Here is an 18,575-nt window from a genome sequence, read left to right as displayed (position 1 = left end):
CGGGGTGTCAGGGCGCGGCGCGCGGCGGCGGGAGCGGAATGTGGTGATCGAATGCCGCCAGGGCGATCGTGCGGCCGGTTCCCTGGTCGCACACGCTCACGTCGCAGCGCTCACGGTGCGAGTCGGCGGGCGCGAAGGACGTCGCCGCGGTCACCGTCAGCTGTGCGTCGACGTCGGCGTTGCCCAGGTAGCAGATCCGGGCATCTGCCAGCAGCCGCCCGCGGTGGGCGTGCAGATCCAGCCCGCGGCTGCGCCACTGCCGCAGGACGGCGGCCTCGGCCAGGGAGAAGAAGGACGCGAAGTACAGCAGCCCGGCGCCGTTGACGTCGCGTACCGCGTCCACGGGCTGCTCGAAGACCTGCTGCGGAGCCGGGGCCGACCACGGCCCGCCTCCCGGGTGAGGGAAACGCCCCTGTTCACGGGCCTGCGCGCACAGCACGCGCGGGCTGTAGCGCTCGGGCAGCGAGGGCAGGGACCGGTGTTCGAAACCGGTCGGGGCGCTGCGGATCAGGCCCACGTTGCCCGTCCCCTCACCACGCGTCAGCCACACGTTGAGGTTCTCCACGTACAGGCAGCCGGGCCGGGGCGCACCGTAGAGCTCCGCCAGGTCGAAGGGCGGGTGCTCGCCGGCATCCTCGCGGCGCAGGCGGTGCGCGGTCAGCACCGAAAGACGGCCGCTGTCACGCACCAGCGTGTCCACCACGATCTTGTCACCGAACGTCAGATCGCCCGGGTGCAGGCCGTTGGCGGTGATCCGGTAGGAGTAGAACGCCAGGTAGCAGGGCTCGCCCTGCGGATTGCGGGCACTGAAGACGTCCAGGCCGCACACCGCGCTGACCGCCTCCCATGTCCAGTCGCCGACACACGCGACGAAGGACTGCAGCGGCCCGCACATGCCCGGCCGCACCGTCTCGGTGCGCCGCAGGGAAGCCGCGCCGGTGCGGTGGACGCTGCTGAAGACCGGCATGTCCGGCACGGCGGTCACTGGAAGGGAGTTCACGGGCTCTCCTGGCTGCGGGGTGTTCGTCAGGGAAGTGTGCGCGGGCGGCACGGAGTACGGGTCGGGCGAGGCTCCTGTGCCCGGAGAGGGCCTTCGGGAGTGCGGGCGGGCGGCGGACCTGTTCAGCGCGGGTGGCAGCCCGCCGCAGCGGGCGGGGCACCGCGCTTGACCAGCGTGGACACTTGACGGCCTGACCACCCGATTGAGTGGCACTGCCGGTTCCGGCGTTGCCTGCCGGGGTGGCCCCGTCCGATCGGGGAGGGGTGTACAAGCGCCCGAAGCGTGCTGCCGGTGGCTCGGTGGAAATCCGCCTCCGCAGTTTTTCGAAGCCGAGCGCGGCCAGCGGCCCTCACCACTGCCCGCTCCTCCGCATTCGGCGAGAACGAACCGGGCGCCGCCCACGCGCCGCTCAGCTGCGCGCGACCCACGCCGGGACGCAAGGGCCGTCCACGTGCCTGCTCTGCAGGATCGGGGCCGGCTCGCAGCCGACCCTGCCGGTGTCGACCGCGGTCTTGATGCACGTCAGGAGGGGCCGGGGCCGACGATCAATTCGTGGGCGACGAACTGTCAGTCCGCGCCGGGCCGCCGCCGACGCGGGCCGGGGATGAATCGGCTGCCGCCTCACCGCACGTCGCCGGATCCGGAACCGTCCGCCGGGTCGGCCTTGGACGTCGCGAGCCGCCAGGTTCCGGCGGCTGCCGTCAAGTGTTGCAGAACGGCTTCTGCGTGAAGGGATTCAACGCACTGTGCCGCTGTGACGGCGTCCTGTCGGCCTCCCGCCTCCGAACACCGAGGAGGAGACTGGAGCACGGGCAGGAGGAGCGGGTGTTCCGTACCTCCGGGAGCGTGGCCTGTCACATGCGTGTCCACGGCAACGGGTTCCCGTGTTGAGCGGCGCGGGGGAGGGCGGTGACGGAGGGTGCGTTCGCACAATGCCGCGTTGCGGCTGCTGGTTGTCCAGGCGGGCTGGAGCGGAGCCGAGTTGGCGCGGGAGGTCAACCGGTTGGGCGGGGAGAGCGGTCTGCGCCTGGGCTACCAGCGGGCCTCGGTCCATCAGTGGATGGCCGGTGTCCTGCCCAGGGGCCCGGTCGCGGAACTCGTCGCGGAAGCGCTCTCGCGTCGGCTGGGCAGGCGCGTCACCGCGCGCGAGACGGGACTCCTCCCGCCGGTCACGGCCTCGGAGCCCGCTGTGCCGGCCGATGCCGGCGACCCGTACGGCGCCATCGCCCTGTCGGTGCCGTACACCCTGCCGACAGCCGGCCTTCTGCCGCCCGCGGCCACACGCACGCCCCCGGTCCCCAAGGTGCCGAGGGCCACGCAGCAGCACGCCGTGTGCGTCGAGCTGATGGCAGCCCACTTCTCCCGCAGCGACCATCTGTCCGGTTCCGGGCACCTGCTGGAGGCGCTGAACTCCTTCTTCCGCCACGCCGTCCGGCCCTGGCTGGACGCCCCGGCGGCCCCTGCCGCGCGCCGGGATCTCCTGGGCGCCTGCGCGCACCTCGCCTACGTCGGCGGCTACCTCCACCTGGACGCGGGCCGCCACGGCGCCGCGCAGCACTGGTACCGCCTGGCCGCGGGCCTCGCCGAGGAGGGCGGGCACACCACCACGTTCACTGCCGCGCTGCGGGCGCTGTCCGTCCAGGCCCACCAGCTCGGCCACCACGCACACGCCCTGGCCTTGGCCGAACGCTCCCTGGCAGTAGCGGGCACCCACACGCCACCGTCCCCGTTCCTGCAGGGGCAACTCGCCCTGGCCCTGGCCGCGCGCCGCATGCCCGCCCAGGCGCGCGCGGCCCTGTCGGCCGCCGAGCACGGCCTCGACCGCCACAGTGCATCGCCGCCCGGCCCCGTCGCCGTCTACCACTTGGCCGCGTTCACCCACCAGCGTGCCGAAGTGAGGCTTTTGCTCGACGACGCCTCCGGCGCGGCCGCCGACCTCGCGCTCTCCACCCGCCTGCGCCCCGCGGACGAGCCGCGCACGCACGCCCTGGTACTCGCCCAACTGGGGGAGGTACACCTCGCGTGCGGCGACCTCGACCGCGCCTGCGACGCCTGGCAGCGCTTCCTGGACAGCGGTGCCGCCATCAGCTCACGGCGGCTGTCCGACGCCCACCGCACGATGCGCTCGCTCCTCCGTCCCCACAGCGCCGAGCGCCGCGCCGCGGACCTGCTTGCGACTGCCGCCGACTGGAACCGCGTCCCCCGCCCCCGGACCTGACCCCGGTCCGCCCCGAGGGCGTACAAGCCCGTTGCGCGCCCGCCTGCCGGAGCGGAGCGCGGCCCCACACCCGGGCGGGTTTTCGACGACGGGGAAACCCGTTCGAACCGGAGCGCCGCCCCACGTTCGCGGCAGACAGGCGGAAGCATCCCGAAAAGGGACAGAAAGGTCAGCCTGTGAGGCCGTCCGCCCACCCTGGCCGGCGTCGGTCATCCGGTTCCCGCCGCGGTGTCGAACCCGTCCCGCGAACACGTCCGGACCGCAAGGACGTACAGGCGGGAGGAGTAGAGGGATGGTCGGTCGGTCATCTGTCACGGAAGAGTTCACGGCGCCGGAGCTTGGCGGCGATGCGGTGGTGGTGCCATCAGTGTTCCACCATCCAGTGCGGGGAGTCGTTCACTGCCCCGCCGCTCCACTGCTGACGGCCTGGCTGCAGCGGCACGACACCAAGACAGCCGTGACCGCGCTGCACCATCAGCTCACCCCCCGAGACCCGGACGACGGCGGTCAGGCCGTGGTCGCCACCACGTTCCTCGACACCACAGGCCAGGTCTTTGGCCTGGCGGTGGCCGCCGACGCGGAGCGCTTACCCCAGGCCCGCGCCGCGGTCGCCACGTGGTCCGCGGTGCTGCGCACCCGGCGCATGCTCCTGCCGGCCGGTGCGGAGCCGTGTGCGGTTCCCGCGGCGCCCGCCTCGCGCCTGCCACACCCGCGTACCACGGTTGTGCCGCCCGCGCCGGACTGCCCCCACGCCGATGCGGCCCTCCAGTGCCTGCGGCGCTTCGCCGAACGCGGAGAAACGGTCCTGCTCGTCGGCGCCGGGCCCTTGATGCCCTTCGCCCCGTGCCCGCGCGGCAACCGGGTCGTGGCGGTGCCCTCGATCGAGGCCGCCCGGGCGGTGCGGGTAGCGGACCCGGCCGCGCTCTCCTTCGTCCTGCGGCCCTGCACCCTCATCGAGGACGCGGCCGCGATCCTCGCCGTCCTGCGGGCGCGCTTCCCGATGCTGCGCGGCCAGCACCCCGACCAGTGGTGCTACCGCGCCGAGGACCGGCGCGCCGCAGTCAACGGCGCGGCCGCCTGCAGCGACGTGGCCCTCGTCCTGCCCGGACGCGACGGACAGTGGTCCGCACCTGCCCGCCGCACGGTCCGCCTGACCTCGCTGGCCGACCTCTACCCCGGACACCTGCGCAACGCCTCCACCGTGGCCGTCATCGGCGGCGATTCGGACGGCCTGACCCCCGACACACTGACCCGCGTCCTGACCGGCCTCGGCCCCGTCAGCGTCGTCGAGCACCACGTCAACAGTCGCGTCCTGCCTCGCACCGCTACCCGCAGCGCGCCTCCCGCCTGACCGCCCCTCTCCGGGCACCGCACAGGCCCCTGCCCGAGGCCCGGCCGCGAAAGCGAACGGGTGCTTCCCGGCGGCCGATGGGGCCGCACAGCCCATGGCGGGGGATGCGCGCCGCGGGCGGGCGTCAGCGGTAGAAGGAGGTGACGCTGTCGGCGATGCGGGCGACTTCCTCGTCGGTCAGTTCGGGGTAGGCGGGCAGGCACAGGCGTTCGGCGGCGGGGCGCGACTCGGCGGTGGCGTGGTTGCGGTGCGTGATGGAGGCGAAGGCGGGCTGGTCGGGCAGCAGGTAGGGGTAGACCCTCTCGGTCTCCACGCCCCGGTCCTTCAGGTGGGAGGCGAGTGCGGCGGTGTCGGGGCAGACGACGGCGTACTTGTAGAGGGCCTGGACGTGGCAGGGGGCGGTGAACGGGGTGGTCAGCGGCAGGTCGGCGAAGGCGCGTACGTAGCTCGCGGCGATGCGGGCGCGGCGGTCCAGCCACTGGGGCAGGAGGGCCAGTTCGGTGGCGATGACGCCCGCGTTGAACTCGCCCGGGCGGGCTCGGGTGCCGTGGACGTGGTGCAGGTCGCGGTCGGAGTTGTCGCGGCCCACGTCGGTCGGCCGGCGCACGTGTTCGGCGCGTTCGGGGGTGGTGGTGATCAGGGCGCCTGCGTCCTCCAGGCATTCGACGGTCTTGCCGACCCAGAAGGAGAAGCACCCGTAGTCGCCCCAGGTGCCGGCGGCCCGTCCGTACAGGCTGGCGCCCGCGGCTTGCGCGCAGTCCTCGATCACCGCGAGGCCGTGGGCCTGGGCGACGGCGTTGATCGCTGGCATGTCGGCCATGTGGCCGTGCAGGTGCACGGGGATGACCGCGCGGGTCCGTGCGGTGATCGCCTTTTCCACCGCGCGGGCATCGAGCGTGAGGGTGGGCTCGTCGACGTCGACGACGACCGGTACCGCGCCGGCCTCGGCCATCGCGAAGGCGGTGGCCGCGAAGGTGGCGGCGGGGGACGACGACCTCGTCCCCCGCTTGCCCGGCGGCGGTGAGCGCATCAGCGCCCTCATCGCCCTCTAGGACAACACCACATCCTTACCCAAGATGCCCCAGGCACTCCGACCTTTCAGCCCTGTCGCTCCAACTTCTCCCGCTCCCGCCCTCGGCCGCCTGTGGTGGCGCTGCGGCCCTGCAGAGGCGGACACCGCAGCGCCGACGGGGTACGGGTACGGGGCCGTGGCAGTCGTGGGCGAGGGCTTCCTGGCCGGGCAGGGGCGCGGTTGCGGGTTTCTGTGCTGGTAGCACTTACCGGGTGCCGCCTTTTTCGCCGCGCGGCCGTGAGAGGCTTCCCCCACCCCGCCCCCCCCCGCACACAGGAGCGAGACCCGCCATGCCCACCGATACCTGGCCTCCCACCGGCTGGGCGCCGTCCACGTCCTCGAAGTGGCGGGCGAACTCGATGCGGACACCTCCCCCTTCCTGGCTGCGGTCGTAGAGGCGGCCCTCACCCCCGACTGCCGGCTGCTGGTCCTGGACATCGCCCGCATCGACTTCTGCGACTCCAGCGGCCTCAACCGCCTCCTGGACGCCCGCACCAACACCCACCACACCCCCCTGGTCCTGGCCGCCCCCGCACCACGGCTGCTGCGCCTGCTGGACATCACCGGCGCTCGGCAGGTGTTCGAGATCGCCGACAGCGTCCAGACGCCGTCGACCACCACCCCGCCCCCGGCCACAACCGGACCGCCTGACCGGCACCCGGACCGCTTGAGCGGTACCCGGCTGTGAATTTTCTCGCGTCGGCATCGGCGGTGGCACTTCGGGCCGGCCGGCTGTCGTGTGTTTCCCAGCTGGGCGAGTATTCACATGAATCGGAACCGTCCGGGCGGGCATGTGCTGGGTCCGACACCACGGTGGGGGCACCGTGCAGGCCAACAGCGACGAGGAGAATCCGATGAGCGCGGGCGACAAGATCGGCAACATGGCGGACAAGGCCAAGGGCAAGGCCAAGGAGGCCGCCGGCAAGGTGGCCGGCAACGAGCGCCTGGAGGCCGAGGGCAAGGCGGACCAGGCCAAGGGCGACGTCAAGCAGGCCGGCGAGCACGTCAAGGACGCGTTCAAGGGCTGACCGCGGCCGTCCGCCGCACATGTGGGGTCCCACCCGGCTACCGGGTCGGGCCCCACACGCATGCACCACCCCGCCGGCGCCGCTGGGGCCGGTACCCGAGTGGGACCGGATCGTTGGAAAGCCCGACGGTCCCGGTACATGCCGGTCTGAGCGTCAGTGGAGCGTGGGCATGGTGCGGGATCACGGGCGGCGAGTCTCGGGGTCGGGGCTATCGGCTGGCTCCAGCGCCGGTAAGGGATCATGGCCGATCTGCGCCGGATGAGGTGGACACGGCAAATCGGGTGGGGCTACGTTGCCGCGGACCCGGGCACTCCGGAAACACACCCCCGACCCGGGACGGGTACCCGGCCCTGCCCCACCCCCGTCGGCCGAGGCCCGGTCACTGCCCCCACACACCCTGGAGTACGACATGCGCAAGAAGCTCGGCGCGGCCGTTATCGCCGTCGGCGTGGCATCCTCCTTCGTCCTGGCCACCGGCAGCGCCAGCAGCCACGGCTACATCAGTACCCCACCCAGCCGGCAGGCCCTGTGCGCAGCCGGCACGGTCACCAACTGCGGGGCGATCCAGTACGAGCCCCAGAGCGTGGAGGGCCCCAAGGGCTTCCCCTCCGCCGGCCCGGCCGACGGCGCCATCTGCAGCGGCGGCAACTCCCGCTTCTCCCAGCTCGACGCCCCCCGCAGCGGCGGGTGGCCCGCCACCAAGCTCACCGCCGGTCAGAAGTACACGTTCACCTGGAAGCTGACCGCCCAGCACGCCACCACCGACTTCTCCTACTACCTCACCAAGCCCGGCTACGACCCGACCAAGCCTCTCACCCGCGCCCAGATCGACCCCACCCCCTTCCTCAAGATCGCCTACAACGGCGCCCAGCCCCCCGCCACGGTCAGCCACCAGGGCACCGTCCCCACCGGCAGGACCGGCAAGCAGCTCATCATCGGCGTCTGGACCATCGCCGACACCGCCAACGCCTTCTACGCCTGCGCCGACGTCCAGTTCTGACCACCGGTGGCGGGTCGGACCACCGCTACCGGCCCCGATACCGAAGCCCACGAGCCGACAGCGCGATCAGCAGGCTTTTGCGACGGCGATCTTGGCGGGTGGTGAACCGATCGCTTTTGGTGATCGCATCGGGCCAGCCGGGCGCCGCAGGCGGCCGGGACCAGATCGAGACCTGACCGGCCGTCACCGCCACGGCCCAGGGCCCTGCCGGAGCCTTCGGCGGGGCCCTTGCGCGCTCCCGGGCCGATCGGCGGTCAGTTCTCCCGTCCGGTGCGCACTGCTGTCTCCAGCGCGCGGGTGAGGGTCGCCGGTCCGGGCGGGCAGTAGTCGAGGGCGGTGGCGGGCATCGCGGCGGCCAGCGTGCATACCGCCACCGCCGCCACCCGCTCGGCGCCGGCGGGTTCCGGCAGCGTGATCCGCCCCTGGTGATGGGGCTGGCCTGGCGTGACGGGCTCGGATGGACTCGTCCGGTGCGGGTTCCCGGCCGGCTGCCCGCCTGCCCGGTCCGGCTGGCTGCCCGCCTGCCGCCTGCCCGCCAGCCTGCCCGCCGCCGGTCGTCGTCACCCCGCCGGACCGACAGGTCCTCACCCTCGACCACGTGATGCTCCGCCAGGCCGACGGCGTGGTGGAACTCGGCGGCGACGCGGTGCCGGGTGCCTGGGTGCCGCTGGACGGTGCCACCCTGGCACGCGTCCAGGTCGTCGGCCTGCCGGATGTCGCGGTGACCGACGCCCACGCGGGCATCGCCGACCACGGAGGCGGCATCTGCCGCATCACCTTGGTCTGGTCGGAGTACCGGGCCGCGGCCGCCGGGCGGATCAGCGCCGGGGCGGGGACTGCCGCGGCTGCGGGTCGCGGTCCGGGCGTCGGAGCAGGACTTGCGGCAGCACCAGCCAGGTGGCGGCGAAGTACGCCAGGACGAGGCCGGCCAGGACCCATGAGAGCGCCGGATGGTCGGTGGCGGAGCGCAGCAGCAGGAGCAGTGAACTGCCGATGGTGAGGGCGAGCAGCGTCAGGCCGACACTGAGCATCCGCGATGCTATCCGGATCAGCGAGGGCTTGAGGTCGTGGCCGGTCGTGGCGCGGTGGATGGAGACCGGGGCGATCAGGGTGCCGGTGGCTAGGGCCCCTAGCAGCACGGTGACGACGTAGAGGGTCCGGTCGAAGTGCGGCAGGCCATCGAAGTGCGGGGTGAACGCGACGCTGACCAGGAACCCGAACAGCACCTGGGCACCGGTCTGGGCGACCCGTACCTCCTGGAGCATCTCGCTCCAGCGCCGGTCCGCCTGTTCCTGCGCGGACTCGTCGCGACCGGCCCCGCCGGCCGAGCTTCGGTCAGGGCTGTTGCGGACCGGTTCATTGCTCAAGGGGGAGTTCCTTCGAGGCTGGTCGTTTGGGGTGACGGACGGCGCGGGGCGCAGACAATCCGATGCGGGCACGGTCCAGGACCGCAGATGGCCGGCCCCCGGAGTTCACTTCGATGCGTCCTCCTGTTCGATTGCCCACCCCGCCGACAGGTATGCCGTAGCTCCGGAGCCCGGCTCGCCGGTCCGCCGGTCCGTTCACCCGTCGGTCCACCCGTCCGTTCACCGAGCCGCCGTCCCTGCTCGCCCGCCCCGCCCCGCCCCGTCCCGCCCTGCCGGTCCGGCTGGTCCGGGCCCGGGCCGTTCCTGCCCTGTCCCGGCCGCCATCCCGGCTGAGCGTCCCGGCCGGGCGTTCCGGCCAGCAGTACACAGTGGTGGTGCCTGGGCGGGGTGCATGCGGTCGCTCCCAGGGGTCATACGGGCGGTGCGGAACCCCGCGTCCAGTCCTGTGGGCGTACGCGATCCTCCAGGTCCGGGTTCCGCGCTGACGCCGCCCCTGCGGTGACCGGCTGCGCTTCGAGCACGCGGCCGGGACGAATCCCTCAGGGGCGGCGTCCGCACGCGCGCCCCCGGCCTCGCTCCGGTTCCGGCCGGTCCCGGGTCACGCGGCTGTGGTCCCGCTGCCTGCCCGTCAGGGCGCCCCTGACAGCCGGGCACCCGGGTGGTCGGACGGGGTGAGTCGAGGTGGTGCCGGTACTCCTGGCGGACGTAGGCGCGCACTGTGCTGTCCGGGTCGAGGACGCTGTCCCACTGCGGGTGGTCGGGTCCGTGGTGGCAGTTCCAGGAGCGCACCACCCGGTCGAGGGCCATCAGCCGGCGGGCCGAGGCCGAGGCCGCGGCCGCGGCGCCCGGCCCGGCCCCGGCGGTCCGCAGCGCGATCCGGTCGGTCAGCGCGGCCTGGCGCAGCACCGCTTCCCGTCCCTCCCACTGCTCGTTGGCTGTCGAGTTCCGGGCTTGCTCGGGCGGTGCTGGGCCGGGCAGGCGGTCGAGCAACTGCTCGACGGCCCGGGCCTCGTCGGCCTCGTGCGGGGCGTCGATCCTCATCACCGCAGAGTCCTTCCGGTTGGTGCGCCGGGACGGCGCCGCCCCGACCGACGCTGAGCCTGCCGGCCTCCAGGTCTGCCGGGCAGTTGAGGTCCCGTTTGAGGACCGCTTCGCGCAGTTCGTTGCCCTCGTCGTGGAAGTAGCGGGTCAGCACGGTTCCCCTCCTTCTCCTGGCCCGGCCGGGTGCGGTCCCGGCACGAGAGCACCCGTCCTGTTGCCGCGCGGGAGATCCTTCGCCCGCGCGGGAATCAGCCCAGGCGCCGGCGCTCGCCCGTGGCGGCGGAGTCCTTGATCGCGTCCAGCAGGCGGTGGGTACGGACCGCGGTGGCGAAGGAGGGGTCGAAGGGCTCGCCGGTGCGTATGGCGTGGGCGAGGTCGGCGTAGACACGGTGGACGTTGCACGCCGGGGCAGGGGCGGCGGCGAGGGCCGGGAGGTAGCGCGACGGAAGCACTAGCGTCTCGGCGGGAGCACCGTTCGCCTTGGCGAGGGTGAGGACGAACTCCGGGCCCACCAGCGAGTCGTCGGTGGAGTGCAGTACGAGCCGGCCGGCCCGGCCGTGCACCTCGATACGGAAGCCGTCGCCGCGCGGGCCGCCCGTCATCAAGTGGACGGAGGCGGCGGCGCCGGAATCCAGCAGGCCCGACACCACGATCTGGTCCGGCGAGGTGACTGTGAGCGGCTCGCCGGTCTCCTGGAGGGTGATGGCGCCGATCCGGGTGGTCAGGGTCGCGGAGAGTTCGGCGAAGCCGCCCACGATCGAGCCGTACATGTCGAGCGAGTGGCCGCCGACGACCGCGAGGTGGTTGACGCCCTTGGTGGCGTCGAACAGCGCCGCGTACCGCTGCGACCAGACCTCGGGTGAGGCGATCGAGTAGCTGAGCGAGCTGGAGAGAACCTCGCCGACCGTGCCCTCGGCGACCAGGTCGCGCAGGTGGCGGACCATCGGGTGGTGCCGGGACTGCAGGCCGACCGCGGCCTGCACCCCGGCCGCCTCCGCACCGGCCCGGAGCCGCTCGGCGGTCCCTGCGTCCAGGGCCAGCGGCCACTCGCTGTACACGTGCTTGCCGGCCGCGATCGCCGCGTCCACCAGGCCGTCCCGCTGGGGCAGTTGGACAGCGATGGTGACCAGATCGACCTCGGGGTGCTCCATCAGCGTCCGGGCGTCGGCGAAGGCGTGCCGGGCGCCCCAGACGCCGGCTGCCGCGTCGGCCGACTGCCGGCTCGTGCCGGCGACCGCGACGATCTCGTAGTCGTCCTTGGAGGCCGCGAGGGCGGGCAGGTGGATCGCACGTCCCCAGCCGCGTTCGGCGTGCGCCCCGACAACCCCGACCCGAATCCTGTCCGCCATGGTGGAACCCCTTGCTCCGCGTTCGTACGACCCGTCTTGTTGCCGGGATCATGGTCTGCGATCATGCACCGAACGCGGAAGGAGGCACTTTCATGTCCCAGAGGAACACCGGTGTGACCATCGAGGTCAGCGCATCGAGGGAGTGCGAGACTCCTTCCGCCCAGGCAGCCTGCTCGGTGCTCGACGTCCTCGGCAGGGTCAGCGGGAAGTGGAGCATCGCCATCCTGCTGGTGACCACCCAGGGCCCGGCCCGCTTCACCGAGTTGGAGCGCCAGGTCAGGGGCATCAGCCGCCGGATGCTGACTCTCACCCTGCGCAACCTGGAGCGCGACGGCCTGCTGACCCGGACCGTCTACCCGACGGTGCCGCCGAAGGTCGAGTACACGGCGACGCCGATGGCGCGCGAGCTGTACGCCTCCCTGGTCGAACTGGCCGGCTGGGCCGAGCGGCACGTCGAGGCGATCGACCGGGCCCGCCTCGACTACGACGTCGCACTCGCCGCCGCCGGGCGAGACGCGACGTAGGGTCCTGCGCATTGCGGCGACCGCCCGGCGCGATCCGGAAGATCGCCCTGGCTGTCATGCCGGTCGGTGGTGGATCGCGGTTTCGGGTGACAGGTAGCGTCCTGCCCGGGTGGGCAGGACGATGACGTTCGAGAACCAGGGCTCCGACGCGGTCCGGGCCCGGGACATCCACCTCAACCTCAGCAGCGACCGGCTCGGCGCCCTGGTCCGCGCCGAGGATGAGAGCGAGGTACGCGAGGTGATCCGCCCGGCCCTCGCCGAGCACTTCAACCAAGGCACCTACGGCACCATCCGGCCCGAGGACTTCACCTTCGCCACCAGTCCTGCCGTCTGCTTGTCGCCTTGGCTGGTCGGCGCAGGGTGCGTCCGGATGCGGTGCGGCAGGCTCCGGAGGTCGGGGTGCCGGTGCTGATGGTGGAGGTGGACCGTTCCACGATGTCCTCGGCGTGGGTGGCGGCGACCGTGATGCCGATGCCGGCCGCCAGCAGGGTGCCCGCCAGGGTGGCGGCCAGGGCGGGGGAGAGGCGCCGCCCGCTTTGCGGCGCGGCCGCGAGCGGCGGCTCCACCCCCGCATCTGGCGGGCGAGCCGGGCATGAGTCAGCGCACGGTGCAGCGGTGGCTGAAGGGCACCGCCACACCGAAGCCGGACGCCCTCCCAGCGCATCGAGACGAAGGTGCTGGCCGGCCGGCGGCCGAGAGTGCGCCAGCGGGTGCGGCGCCAGGCGGAGGCGGTCGGGTTCATGTTGCACGTGCAGGCCAGGTCTGGCCATGGCGCGGCGGGCGGGTCGACGGATGACCCGCGCGGGCGGCTGATCACCAAGCACATGCCCGGCGAGGTGGCCCGGTGACTGCACGCGGCCCGGGAAACGGGGCGGGCGAGGCCGAGCAGGAGCGTGTCCTCGCGGACGGATCGAGGGAGTTCCGCTTCCAGGACCGCAGGCGCCGGGCTGACGGCCTGGACGTGGCGCTGGAGGACAGCGCGTGGACGGAGCTGCAGGTCTGACCACCCGTCCGGTCCGTCCGGCCTGTCCGGCTTCGCGGCCGAGCACTTCACCCGGCGGGTGAGCAGTCGAGTAGACGGGTTGGGCATGCGGCGTCGTCGGTGATGGTCACGGCGTCAGCCGAGGCCGACCAGTTGGGCGATCGTCCCGCCCAGGACCCGGTCGCGCACCTCACCCGGGCTGGTGACCCGTTCCACCAGCATCCGGGCGAGGACCGGGTCGCCGTAGGGCGCGTCCGAGCCGAACAGGGTCCGGTCCGGGAGTTCCTTGATGGCGATCCGGACTGCGAAGACGACGTTGGCCGTGGACAGCTCCAGGTACATGTTCGGGGTGTCCCGCGCCAGTTCGATGGCCTGCTGCCAGTGCTGTCCGCCCAGCTGGCTGACCACCAGCGGAACCTCCGGGTACCGGCCGGCCAGCTCAGCCAGCGTGGCCAGGTCCTGTGCCGTGGTCGGCGCGGATCCGTGCACGACCACCGGCAGCCGTCCCTGGTCGGCCGCAGCCCGAAGCACCGGTTCCACCAGTCCCGCTCCTCCCGGCGGGGGCGTCAGCTCACCGATCCCGTGCAGTCCACGCCCGACCACCTCCTGCTCCACGATCACGGCGGTCTCCTGCGCTCCCAGACCCACCGGCACCGACAGGAACCCGATGAACCGCTCCGGCCGCGCGGCGAGCGCCGCGTCCAGCTCCTGCCATGCACCCCGATACGCCTCGACCGTACCGATCCCGCCCCCGAGCGCCTTCTCCAGGACCGCCATCTCCCTGTGCAGGGCGGCGAGGTCGCCGGCCCGCTCCGGGTGCGGCCGGGTGGCGAACAGGACGGCGCGGTCGACCCCGGCCTCGTCCAGCAGACCCACGTGGGCCCCGACCGGGTCGTGCACGTGGCTGTGCGCATCGATGATCACTGGTTCGCTTCCCCTCGTCTCGACCGGTCCGGAATTCAGCCGGTCAGGACACTGTTGCTCCCTGACACCGTTGGAAGGTCAAGCAGAAAGGGCGAACCGGTGCTGATCGGGGAACTGTCACGCCGCACAGGCGTCAGCGAGCGGCTACTGCGCTACTACGAGCGGACCGAACTGATCCGCGCCGACCGCCGCACCAACGGCTACCGCGACTACGACGACCAGACGGTGGGGACCGTGCGCCGCATCCGCGCCCTGCTCGCCGCCGGCCTGCCCACCCGGATCATCCGCCAGATCCTGCCCTGCACCTTCGACACAAAGACGCTGCGCCCCTGCCCCGGCGTACTCGCCAGCCTCCGCAGCCAGTTGAACCTCCTCGACCAGCGCGCCGCCGACCTGGAGACCGCCCGCGGCCTGCTGCGACAGACGATCGCCGCCACTGAGAACGCGGCGGACCAGGCCCCAGCGCACGGCGCTCGACCCGCCGACTGAAGCGCTCGGTCACACCGGGAGATCCCCGGCTGGAACGGCCGGACGGCCCGTGCCCGCCCGCCCGGGACGACCGGCCTGTGGGCTGGGCCGAGAACCGCGACGACAAGGCCGGGTGGCCTTCGTCGGCCTCGGTGCCCCGGTGGTGTACCTGGTCGACGCCCACGACGTGCCGATCCGCCACCGTACCGCCCGCCTCGCCGCCCGCAGTATCGCCCCGGCCCTGCGCCAGAAGCCGAACCCGCGGCCGGACCCGGCCCACACCTCACCCGCCCCGGCGGCCGGGCCGGGGCCGGACGCAGCTCGCCGGTCCGGCCGCCAGCCGTCCTGTTCGACGGCGGCGCGCAGCCGGGCCACGGTAGCGGGGGCGGCCTCGCGGGGCACCGCCCCCGGTATGGGCTCGGCCTACTCCACGTCGGTGGCGATGACGGCCCACGAGCCGGTTGACGTGTCGTCCAACTGAAGGGAGAACGCGAGGGTGATCGGACGGCGTCGGTGCGCGTCGCCGCGGAGCACCTGCTCGGTGCGCCGGTCGACCTCGTAGTAGACGCCTTCCAGGTCGGCCGCGACCTGGAAGACGATCGGGGCACGTGAGACCAGCGCACGCACAGTGACCGACCGGACGGCAGCCTCGCGCAGGACGGTCCGGTCGACGGTGTGCACGGACGTGAAGTCCAGGCTTCCGTCGTTCATGGCCCACTCCTCGAGGAACCGCTCGACAGCGACCTCCAGGACTGCCTTGTCGAACCGGCCGTCGAGCACGCTCAGATCGCCGACCGCGGCGTCGGCGTCGGTACTCCACGAGACGTTGGTAAGCGAGAGGACGTCACTCACGCGCCCGACCCCGGTCTTCCCGGCCACTTCGAGGACCGCCTCGCGGGCGACCTCCTTCTGGTCCCAGACGTCCGTCTCGACGGCGTCGGTCAGGTGGTGCGCGCCTTCCGCCGCCTGTTCCACCGACGACACGATCCATTCGCCGGCCCCGTTCTTGCGCAGCGTCCAGTACTCGACCGGGTGCGTCGAGCCGTCCTTGCGCACGCCGGTCGTGCCATCACCGCGGCGGACGTGGTCGTGGAGCGTCGCGGTGATCCGGAAGGTGACGGTGTCGTTCCCCTCACCCGCCCGGTTCGCGACGTTGACCAGCTCGACCGTCGGGCCGGAGACGATCTCCACCAGGTTGGTCTCGCCGCGGGAGGCGTAGTCACGCAGTTCGTCGACCCACTTGCCGTACAGCACCGGGGAGAGAATCTCCCGCAGCCTGGCGTGGTCCTGGCCGGTCCAGGCGCGCTGGGCGGTCGTGTACAGCCAGACGGCCCGGCGCTCGAGTGCGGCGCGGTCGAAGGTCGGGTCCGTGTCGGCGATGGCTTCGACCCGGGCCCCGATCAGGGCAGCGCGCTCGCGCGCTTGCGCGTCCGCGCGGTGCGCCTTGCGGTCCGACACCGTGTTCAGGCCGGCGTCGCGTCCCGCCTTCCGTCTCCGGAACCTCAGCCACAGAAACAGGACGACGGCCACGATGATCAGCAGCAGGACGAACCCGCCGACACCGCCGATGCCACCGCCGCCACCGCCGAATCCGACCCCACCGAACCCGACACCGCTCGACCCGTGCGAGCCGCCACCGTGGCTGCCGCCTCCACCGAACCCGTGGCTGCCGCCTCCACCTCGGGCATGCGCGAGCGCTGGGCCACTCAGCGCGAGGACACCAGCTACCACCGTTATCCACCGACGGGCGCGCACCGGGTTTCCCCCTTCGAGAATCAGAAACGTCCCGCGCGAGCCTACAAGCCGGTTCACCGGGGACGCCCCGAGACCACCGCGACCACCGCGTCGCCGGAGCGCGGATGCGCGGATGCGGCGGACCGATCGGAACGTCTCGGGTTCCGGACAGGCCTCCTACCCCGTTGCCGGGAAGCCAGGCCGCCGGGTGCTCCCGCCGTCGGCCGCCGCACCGGCCTCCTCGTCGGCCCCCTGTTTCCGGTACGGACCTCAGGGTAGCCGCGGGTGAGCGGGCGTCAGGTGAGGGAACGCCTGCGGCGACTTGCGAGGGGGACGGGTGTTCATCGCCGTGGCATGCGTAGTGATCGCGATAGGGCTTCTCCAGGTCCTGCGGCCGCAACTCCTGTGGGGAGTGAACCGGCGGCTCCAGCGAGGATGGGTGAAGGATCCCGACGCCACCGAGCCCACGCGCCGGGGTTACCTGATGCAGCGCGCGGTGGGGGTCGTGGTCCTCGTCGGCGCCATCTGGATACTCGTCTCCCACGTGTGACGAGCGACGAACGAGCGGTCGAAGGAGGAGCTCTTCGCGGTGAACGGGTGATCAGCCGACGAGCCCCGCGGCACTGACAACGGCGCGTTCCCGCACCGGCCTGCCCGGCCCGGCCAAGAGCCGGGCGCGTGGAGCGTCATGGTCAACGCGGCCCGCGGCTCCCGGTGGGATCACTTCGGCCTCACCTTCACCTGCGTCCCCGCGCGGCTTCCAGCCCACCCGATGCTTCGTGTGACCAGGGCGGGCCTCGGGTGCGGGTTCGTGACGTGCTGCGGCTGCGGCGGGACCCGGAGCGGGACGGGTCTGGGTTCGGGTCCGGGGCGGGTTTCGTGCCGTTGGTGCGGTGGTGGTCGTTGGGTGGGGGCGGTGTTGGTAGTGCCGGGCCGGTCCACAGGCCGGCCGTGGCACCCCTCCGTCCTGGTCGGGCGGCGGAGAGGGTGGCCGGACCGCATGCCGAGGCGCCCCGCGGCTCGGGACGCCCCGGCCCCACCGGTGTCCCCGCCGCGCATCTTCGGAACGGTCGTGCGGGGCGGGGACCCACGCGCCGGGTGCCGCGGGTCGTACGGGTGGGGCCGGAACCGGCGCCCGGGCCGCGGGCGCAGGTGACCTCGCTGTCGGGTTCCGGCCCGGGCGCCGCCGTGCGCGCGATACCCGTACCGGGCTGCGGTTGTCCGCTGCGGGCGAAGGACCACGCACGGCGGCGCCCGCACAGCCAGTAACCTGGTTGCCGCATCCGGTGACCTGCTGATCGCCCGATAGCAGCGAGCTCAGTTGCCGGGTCCACACGGAAGTTGAGGCAGAGCCTTCCGTTGGACCGGGTGAACGGCAGGAGTCGGCTCCGCCCCCTCGAACGCGCAGTCCGCAGCGAGGGCTTTCCGTGGCGGGGCCGGGGAATTTTCAACCGAATTGCGTGAAAAGAGGCGAAGAGTGCGGCCGGACCGCGTGCTGGGGCGTCCCGCAGCTCGGGGCGCCCCAGCCCCGCCGACGTCCGCGCCACACGCCTCGCGGGGAGCATCGCGTGCGGCGCGGACGCCGCCACCCCCGCGGGAGTTCGCACCGCCCGCATGCGGGGGCCTGAAGGTTCGGGGGTTTGGAAATTGCGGTTCGGCGCAGACGGCTTGCGTCACCGGCCACGCGCGTAGAAGCAGAGAGAGCACATGGGCATCCTGGCCTGGATACTGATCGGTCTGCTGGCGGGCGCGATCGCGAAGGCGCTGATGCCGGGCAAGGACCCGGGCGGCATCATCATCACGATGCTCATCGGCATCGCGGGCGGTCTGCTCGGCGGTTGGCTCGGCAAGGTCATCTTCGGCGTGGACTCGATCGACGGCTTCTTCGACATCTCCACCTGGGTCGCCGCCATCGTCGGCTCGATCATCCTCCTGGTCGTCTACCGCCTCGTCACCGGTAACCGACACAGCCGCGCCTGAACCGGCCGGCATGCACTGTGGCGGCCCCCCACGAAGGGGGGCCGCCACAGTGCATGCCGGCCGCTATTCGGCTGTCCGCCGACGTGGGTTCAGTGGCGGGGCGGGCGGGTGGCGGTGTCGAGGTAGAAGGCGTCGATGCTCCGCACGGCCCGTTCGAATGCTTCGAGGTTGACCGGTTTGGTGACGTAGGCGTTGGCGTGGTTGCTGTAGGCGTCGGAGATGTCGTGCGGTGAGGAGGAGGTGGTGAGGACGACGACGGGGATGGTGCGCAGGCTCTCGTCGCTCTTGAGGATGCGCAGCAGTTCACGGCCGTTCATGCGGGGCATGTTGAGGTCCAGGACGATCAGGTCGGGGCGCGCGCTGGCGGGGTCGCGCAGGTGCTCCAGCGCGGCGATGCCGTCGGTGACCTGGATGAGGTCGCGCGCGCCGCGCTCGTTCAGCGCCTCGCCGATGAGCACGGCGTCGCCCGCGTCGTCCTCGATCAGCAGGACACGGCTGGGGCGGGCGGGGCCGGTGGGCATCGGAATTCTCCCTGGG

The 18,575-nt window shown here is 72.6% G+C and carries 18 protein-coding genes; 11 read left to right on the top strand and 7 right to left on the bottom strand.

What is annotated here, in order from left to right; translation table 11 throughout:
* Positions 1-7: 7 nt before the first annotated feature.
* Positions 8-985, bottom strand: a complete 978-nt coding sequence (locus K353_RS30720) for an LnmK family bifunctional acyltransferase/decarboxylase (protein ID WP_111556782.1) — start codon at positions 983-985, stop codon at positions 8-10.
* 955 nt (positions 986-1,940) lie between these two features.
* On the opposite strand from K353_RS30720, the gene K353_RS30715 reads away from it, so the two are divergent.
* Both K353_RS30715 and K353_RS30710 read left to right on the top strand, forming a co-directional pair.
* A complete protein-coding gene (locus K353_RS30715; protein WP_111556781.1) occupies positions 1,941-3,218 on the top strand; it encodes a hypothetical protein in 1,278 nt (425 codons plus the stop codon).
* 292 nt (positions 3,219-3,510) lie between these two features.
* Entirely contained in the window at positions 3,511-4,569 is a 1,059-nt protein-coding gene (locus K353_RS30710) for a hypothetical protein (RefSeq protein ID WP_146616616.1), read from the top strand.
* Positions 4,570-4,693: 124 nt separating this feature from the next.
* Here the strand turns inward: K353_RS30710 and K353_RS30705 are convergent, their stop codons facing one another.
* Positions 4,694-5,599, bottom strand: a complete 906-nt coding sequence (locus K353_RS30705; RefSeq protein ID WP_158585527.1) for a DegT/DnrJ/EryC1/StrS aminotransferase family protein — start codon at positions 5,597-5,599, stop codon at positions 4,694-4,696.
* A gap of 346 nt (positions 5,600-5,945) precedes the next feature.
* Here K353_RS30705 and K353_RS30700 point away from each other — a divergent pair, with 346 nt between their 5' ends.
* The 3 genes from K353_RS30700 (at position 5,946) to K353_RS30690 (ending at position 7,669) form a co-directional block, all read left to right on the top strand.
* Positions 5,946-6,329 carry an STAS domain-containing protein gene (locus K353_RS30700; protein ID WP_111556778.1) on the top strand — a complete coding sequence of 128 codons (384 nt, stop codon included), beginning with the start codon at positions 5,946-5,948 and terminating at the stop codon, positions 6,327-6,329.
* Positions 6,330-6,495: 166 nt separating this feature from the next.
* Entirely contained in the window at positions 6,496-6,669 is a 174-nt protein-coding gene (locus K353_RS30695) for a CsbD family protein (protein ID WP_111556798.1), read from the top strand.
* 409 nt (positions 6,670-7,078) lie between these two features.
* A complete protein-coding gene (locus K353_RS30690; RefSeq protein WP_111556777.1) occupies positions 7,079-7,669 on the top strand; it encodes a lytic polysaccharide monooxygenase in 591 nt (196 codons plus the stop codon).
* Positions 7,670-8,487: 818 nt separating this feature from the next.
* Here K353_RS30690 and K353_RS30685 read toward each other — a convergent pair.
* Together K353_RS30685 and K353_RS30680 are read right to left on the bottom strand one after the other, a co-directional pair.
* Complete coding sequence (locus K353_RS30685; RefSeq protein WP_111556776.1) at positions 8,488-9,036, bottom strand: DUF6328 family protein; 549 nt, start codon at positions 9,034-9,036, stop codon at positions 8,488-8,490.
* A 1,289-nt stretch (positions 9,037-10,325) separates the two neighbouring features.
* Positions 10,326-11,426, bottom strand: coding sequence for a Gfo/Idh/MocA family protein (locus K353_RS30680; RefSeq protein ID WP_111556775.1), 1,101 nt, complete (start codon positions 11,424-11,426; stop codon positions 10,326-10,328).
* Between the two features lie 92 nt (positions 11,427-11,518).
* On the opposite strand from K353_RS30680, the gene K353_RS30675 reads away from it, so the two are divergent.
* From K353_RS30675 to K353_RS34590, 3 genes are all read left to right on the top strand, one after another.
* Positions 11,519-11,950, top strand: a complete 432-nt coding sequence (locus tag K353_RS30675) for a helix-turn-helix domain-containing protein (protein WP_111556774.1) — start codon at positions 11,519-11,521, stop codon at positions 11,948-11,950.
* A gap of 121 nt (positions 11,951-12,071) precedes the next feature.
* Positions 12,072-12,362: a hypothetical protein gene (locus K353_RS30670; protein WP_146616615.1), complete on the top strand. Its 291-nt coding sequence runs from the start codon at positions 12,072-12,074 to the stop codon at positions 12,360-12,362.
* 432 nt (positions 12,363-12,794) lie between these two features.
* Positions 12,795-12,953, top strand: coding sequence for a hypothetical protein (locus tag K353_RS34590; protein WP_158585525.1), 159 nt, complete (start codon positions 12,795-12,797; stop codon positions 12,951-12,953).
* A 114-nt stretch (positions 12,954-13,067) separates the two neighbouring features.
* Here the strand turns inward: K353_RS34590 and K353_RS30665 are convergent, their stop codons facing one another.
* A complete protein-coding gene (locus K353_RS30665) occupies positions 13,068-13,856 on the bottom strand; it encodes an amidohydrolase family protein (protein WP_111556772.1) in 789 nt (262 codons plus the stop codon).
* A 99-nt stretch (positions 13,857-13,955) separates the two neighbouring features.
* On the opposite strand from K353_RS30665, the gene K353_RS30660 reads away from it, so the two are divergent.
* The gene (locus K353_RS30660; protein WP_111556771.1) at positions 13,956-14,345 is read left to right on the top strand and encodes a MerR family transcriptional regulator; all 390 of its coding nucleotides are present in this window, start codon (positions 13,956-13,958) and stop codon (positions 14,343-14,345) included.
* A gap of 402 nt (positions 14,346-14,747) precedes the next feature.
* Here the strand turns inward: K353_RS30660 and K353_RS30655 are convergent, their stop codons facing one another.
* Positions 14,748-16,055, bottom strand: coding sequence for a TIM44-like domain-containing protein (locus tag K353_RS30655; protein ID WP_111556770.1), 1,308 nt, complete (start codon positions 16,053-16,055; stop codon positions 14,748-14,750).
* Positions 16,056-16,395: 340 nt separating this feature from the next.
* On the opposite strand from K353_RS30655, the gene K353_RS30650 reads away from it, so the two are divergent.
* Together K353_RS30650 and K353_RS30645 are read left to right on the top strand one after the other, a co-directional pair.
* A complete protein-coding gene (locus tag K353_RS30650; protein WP_111556769.1) occupies positions 16,396-16,608 on the top strand; it encodes a DUF6199 family natural product biosynthesis protein in 213 nt (70 codons plus the stop codon).
* A 1,157-nt stretch (positions 16,609-17,765) separates the two neighbouring features.
* Positions 17,766-18,038, top strand: a complete 273-nt coding sequence (locus tag K353_RS30645) for a GlsB/YeaQ/YmgE family stress response membrane protein (protein WP_111556768.1) — start codon at positions 17,766-17,768, stop codon at positions 18,036-18,038.
* Positions 18,039-18,127: 89 nt separating this feature from the next.
* Here the strand turns inward: K353_RS30645 and K353_RS30640 are convergent, their stop codons facing one another.
* A complete protein-coding gene (locus K353_RS30640; protein ID WP_370447684.1) occupies positions 18,128-18,559 on the bottom strand; it encodes a response regulator in 432 nt (143 codons plus the stop codon).
* Positions 18,560-18,575 lie beyond the last annotated feature (16 nt).

Source organism: Kitasatospora sp. SolWspMP-SS2h, from assembly GCF_003259315.1.
In the GTDB taxonomy this organism is placed as follows: Bacteria; Actinomycetota; Actinomycetes; order Streptomycetales; family Streptomycetaceae; genus Kitasatospora; species Kitasatospora fiedleri.
Note: the sequence above shows the minus strand (reverse complement) of the source record. Positions and strands in the feature narration are given on the sequence as shown.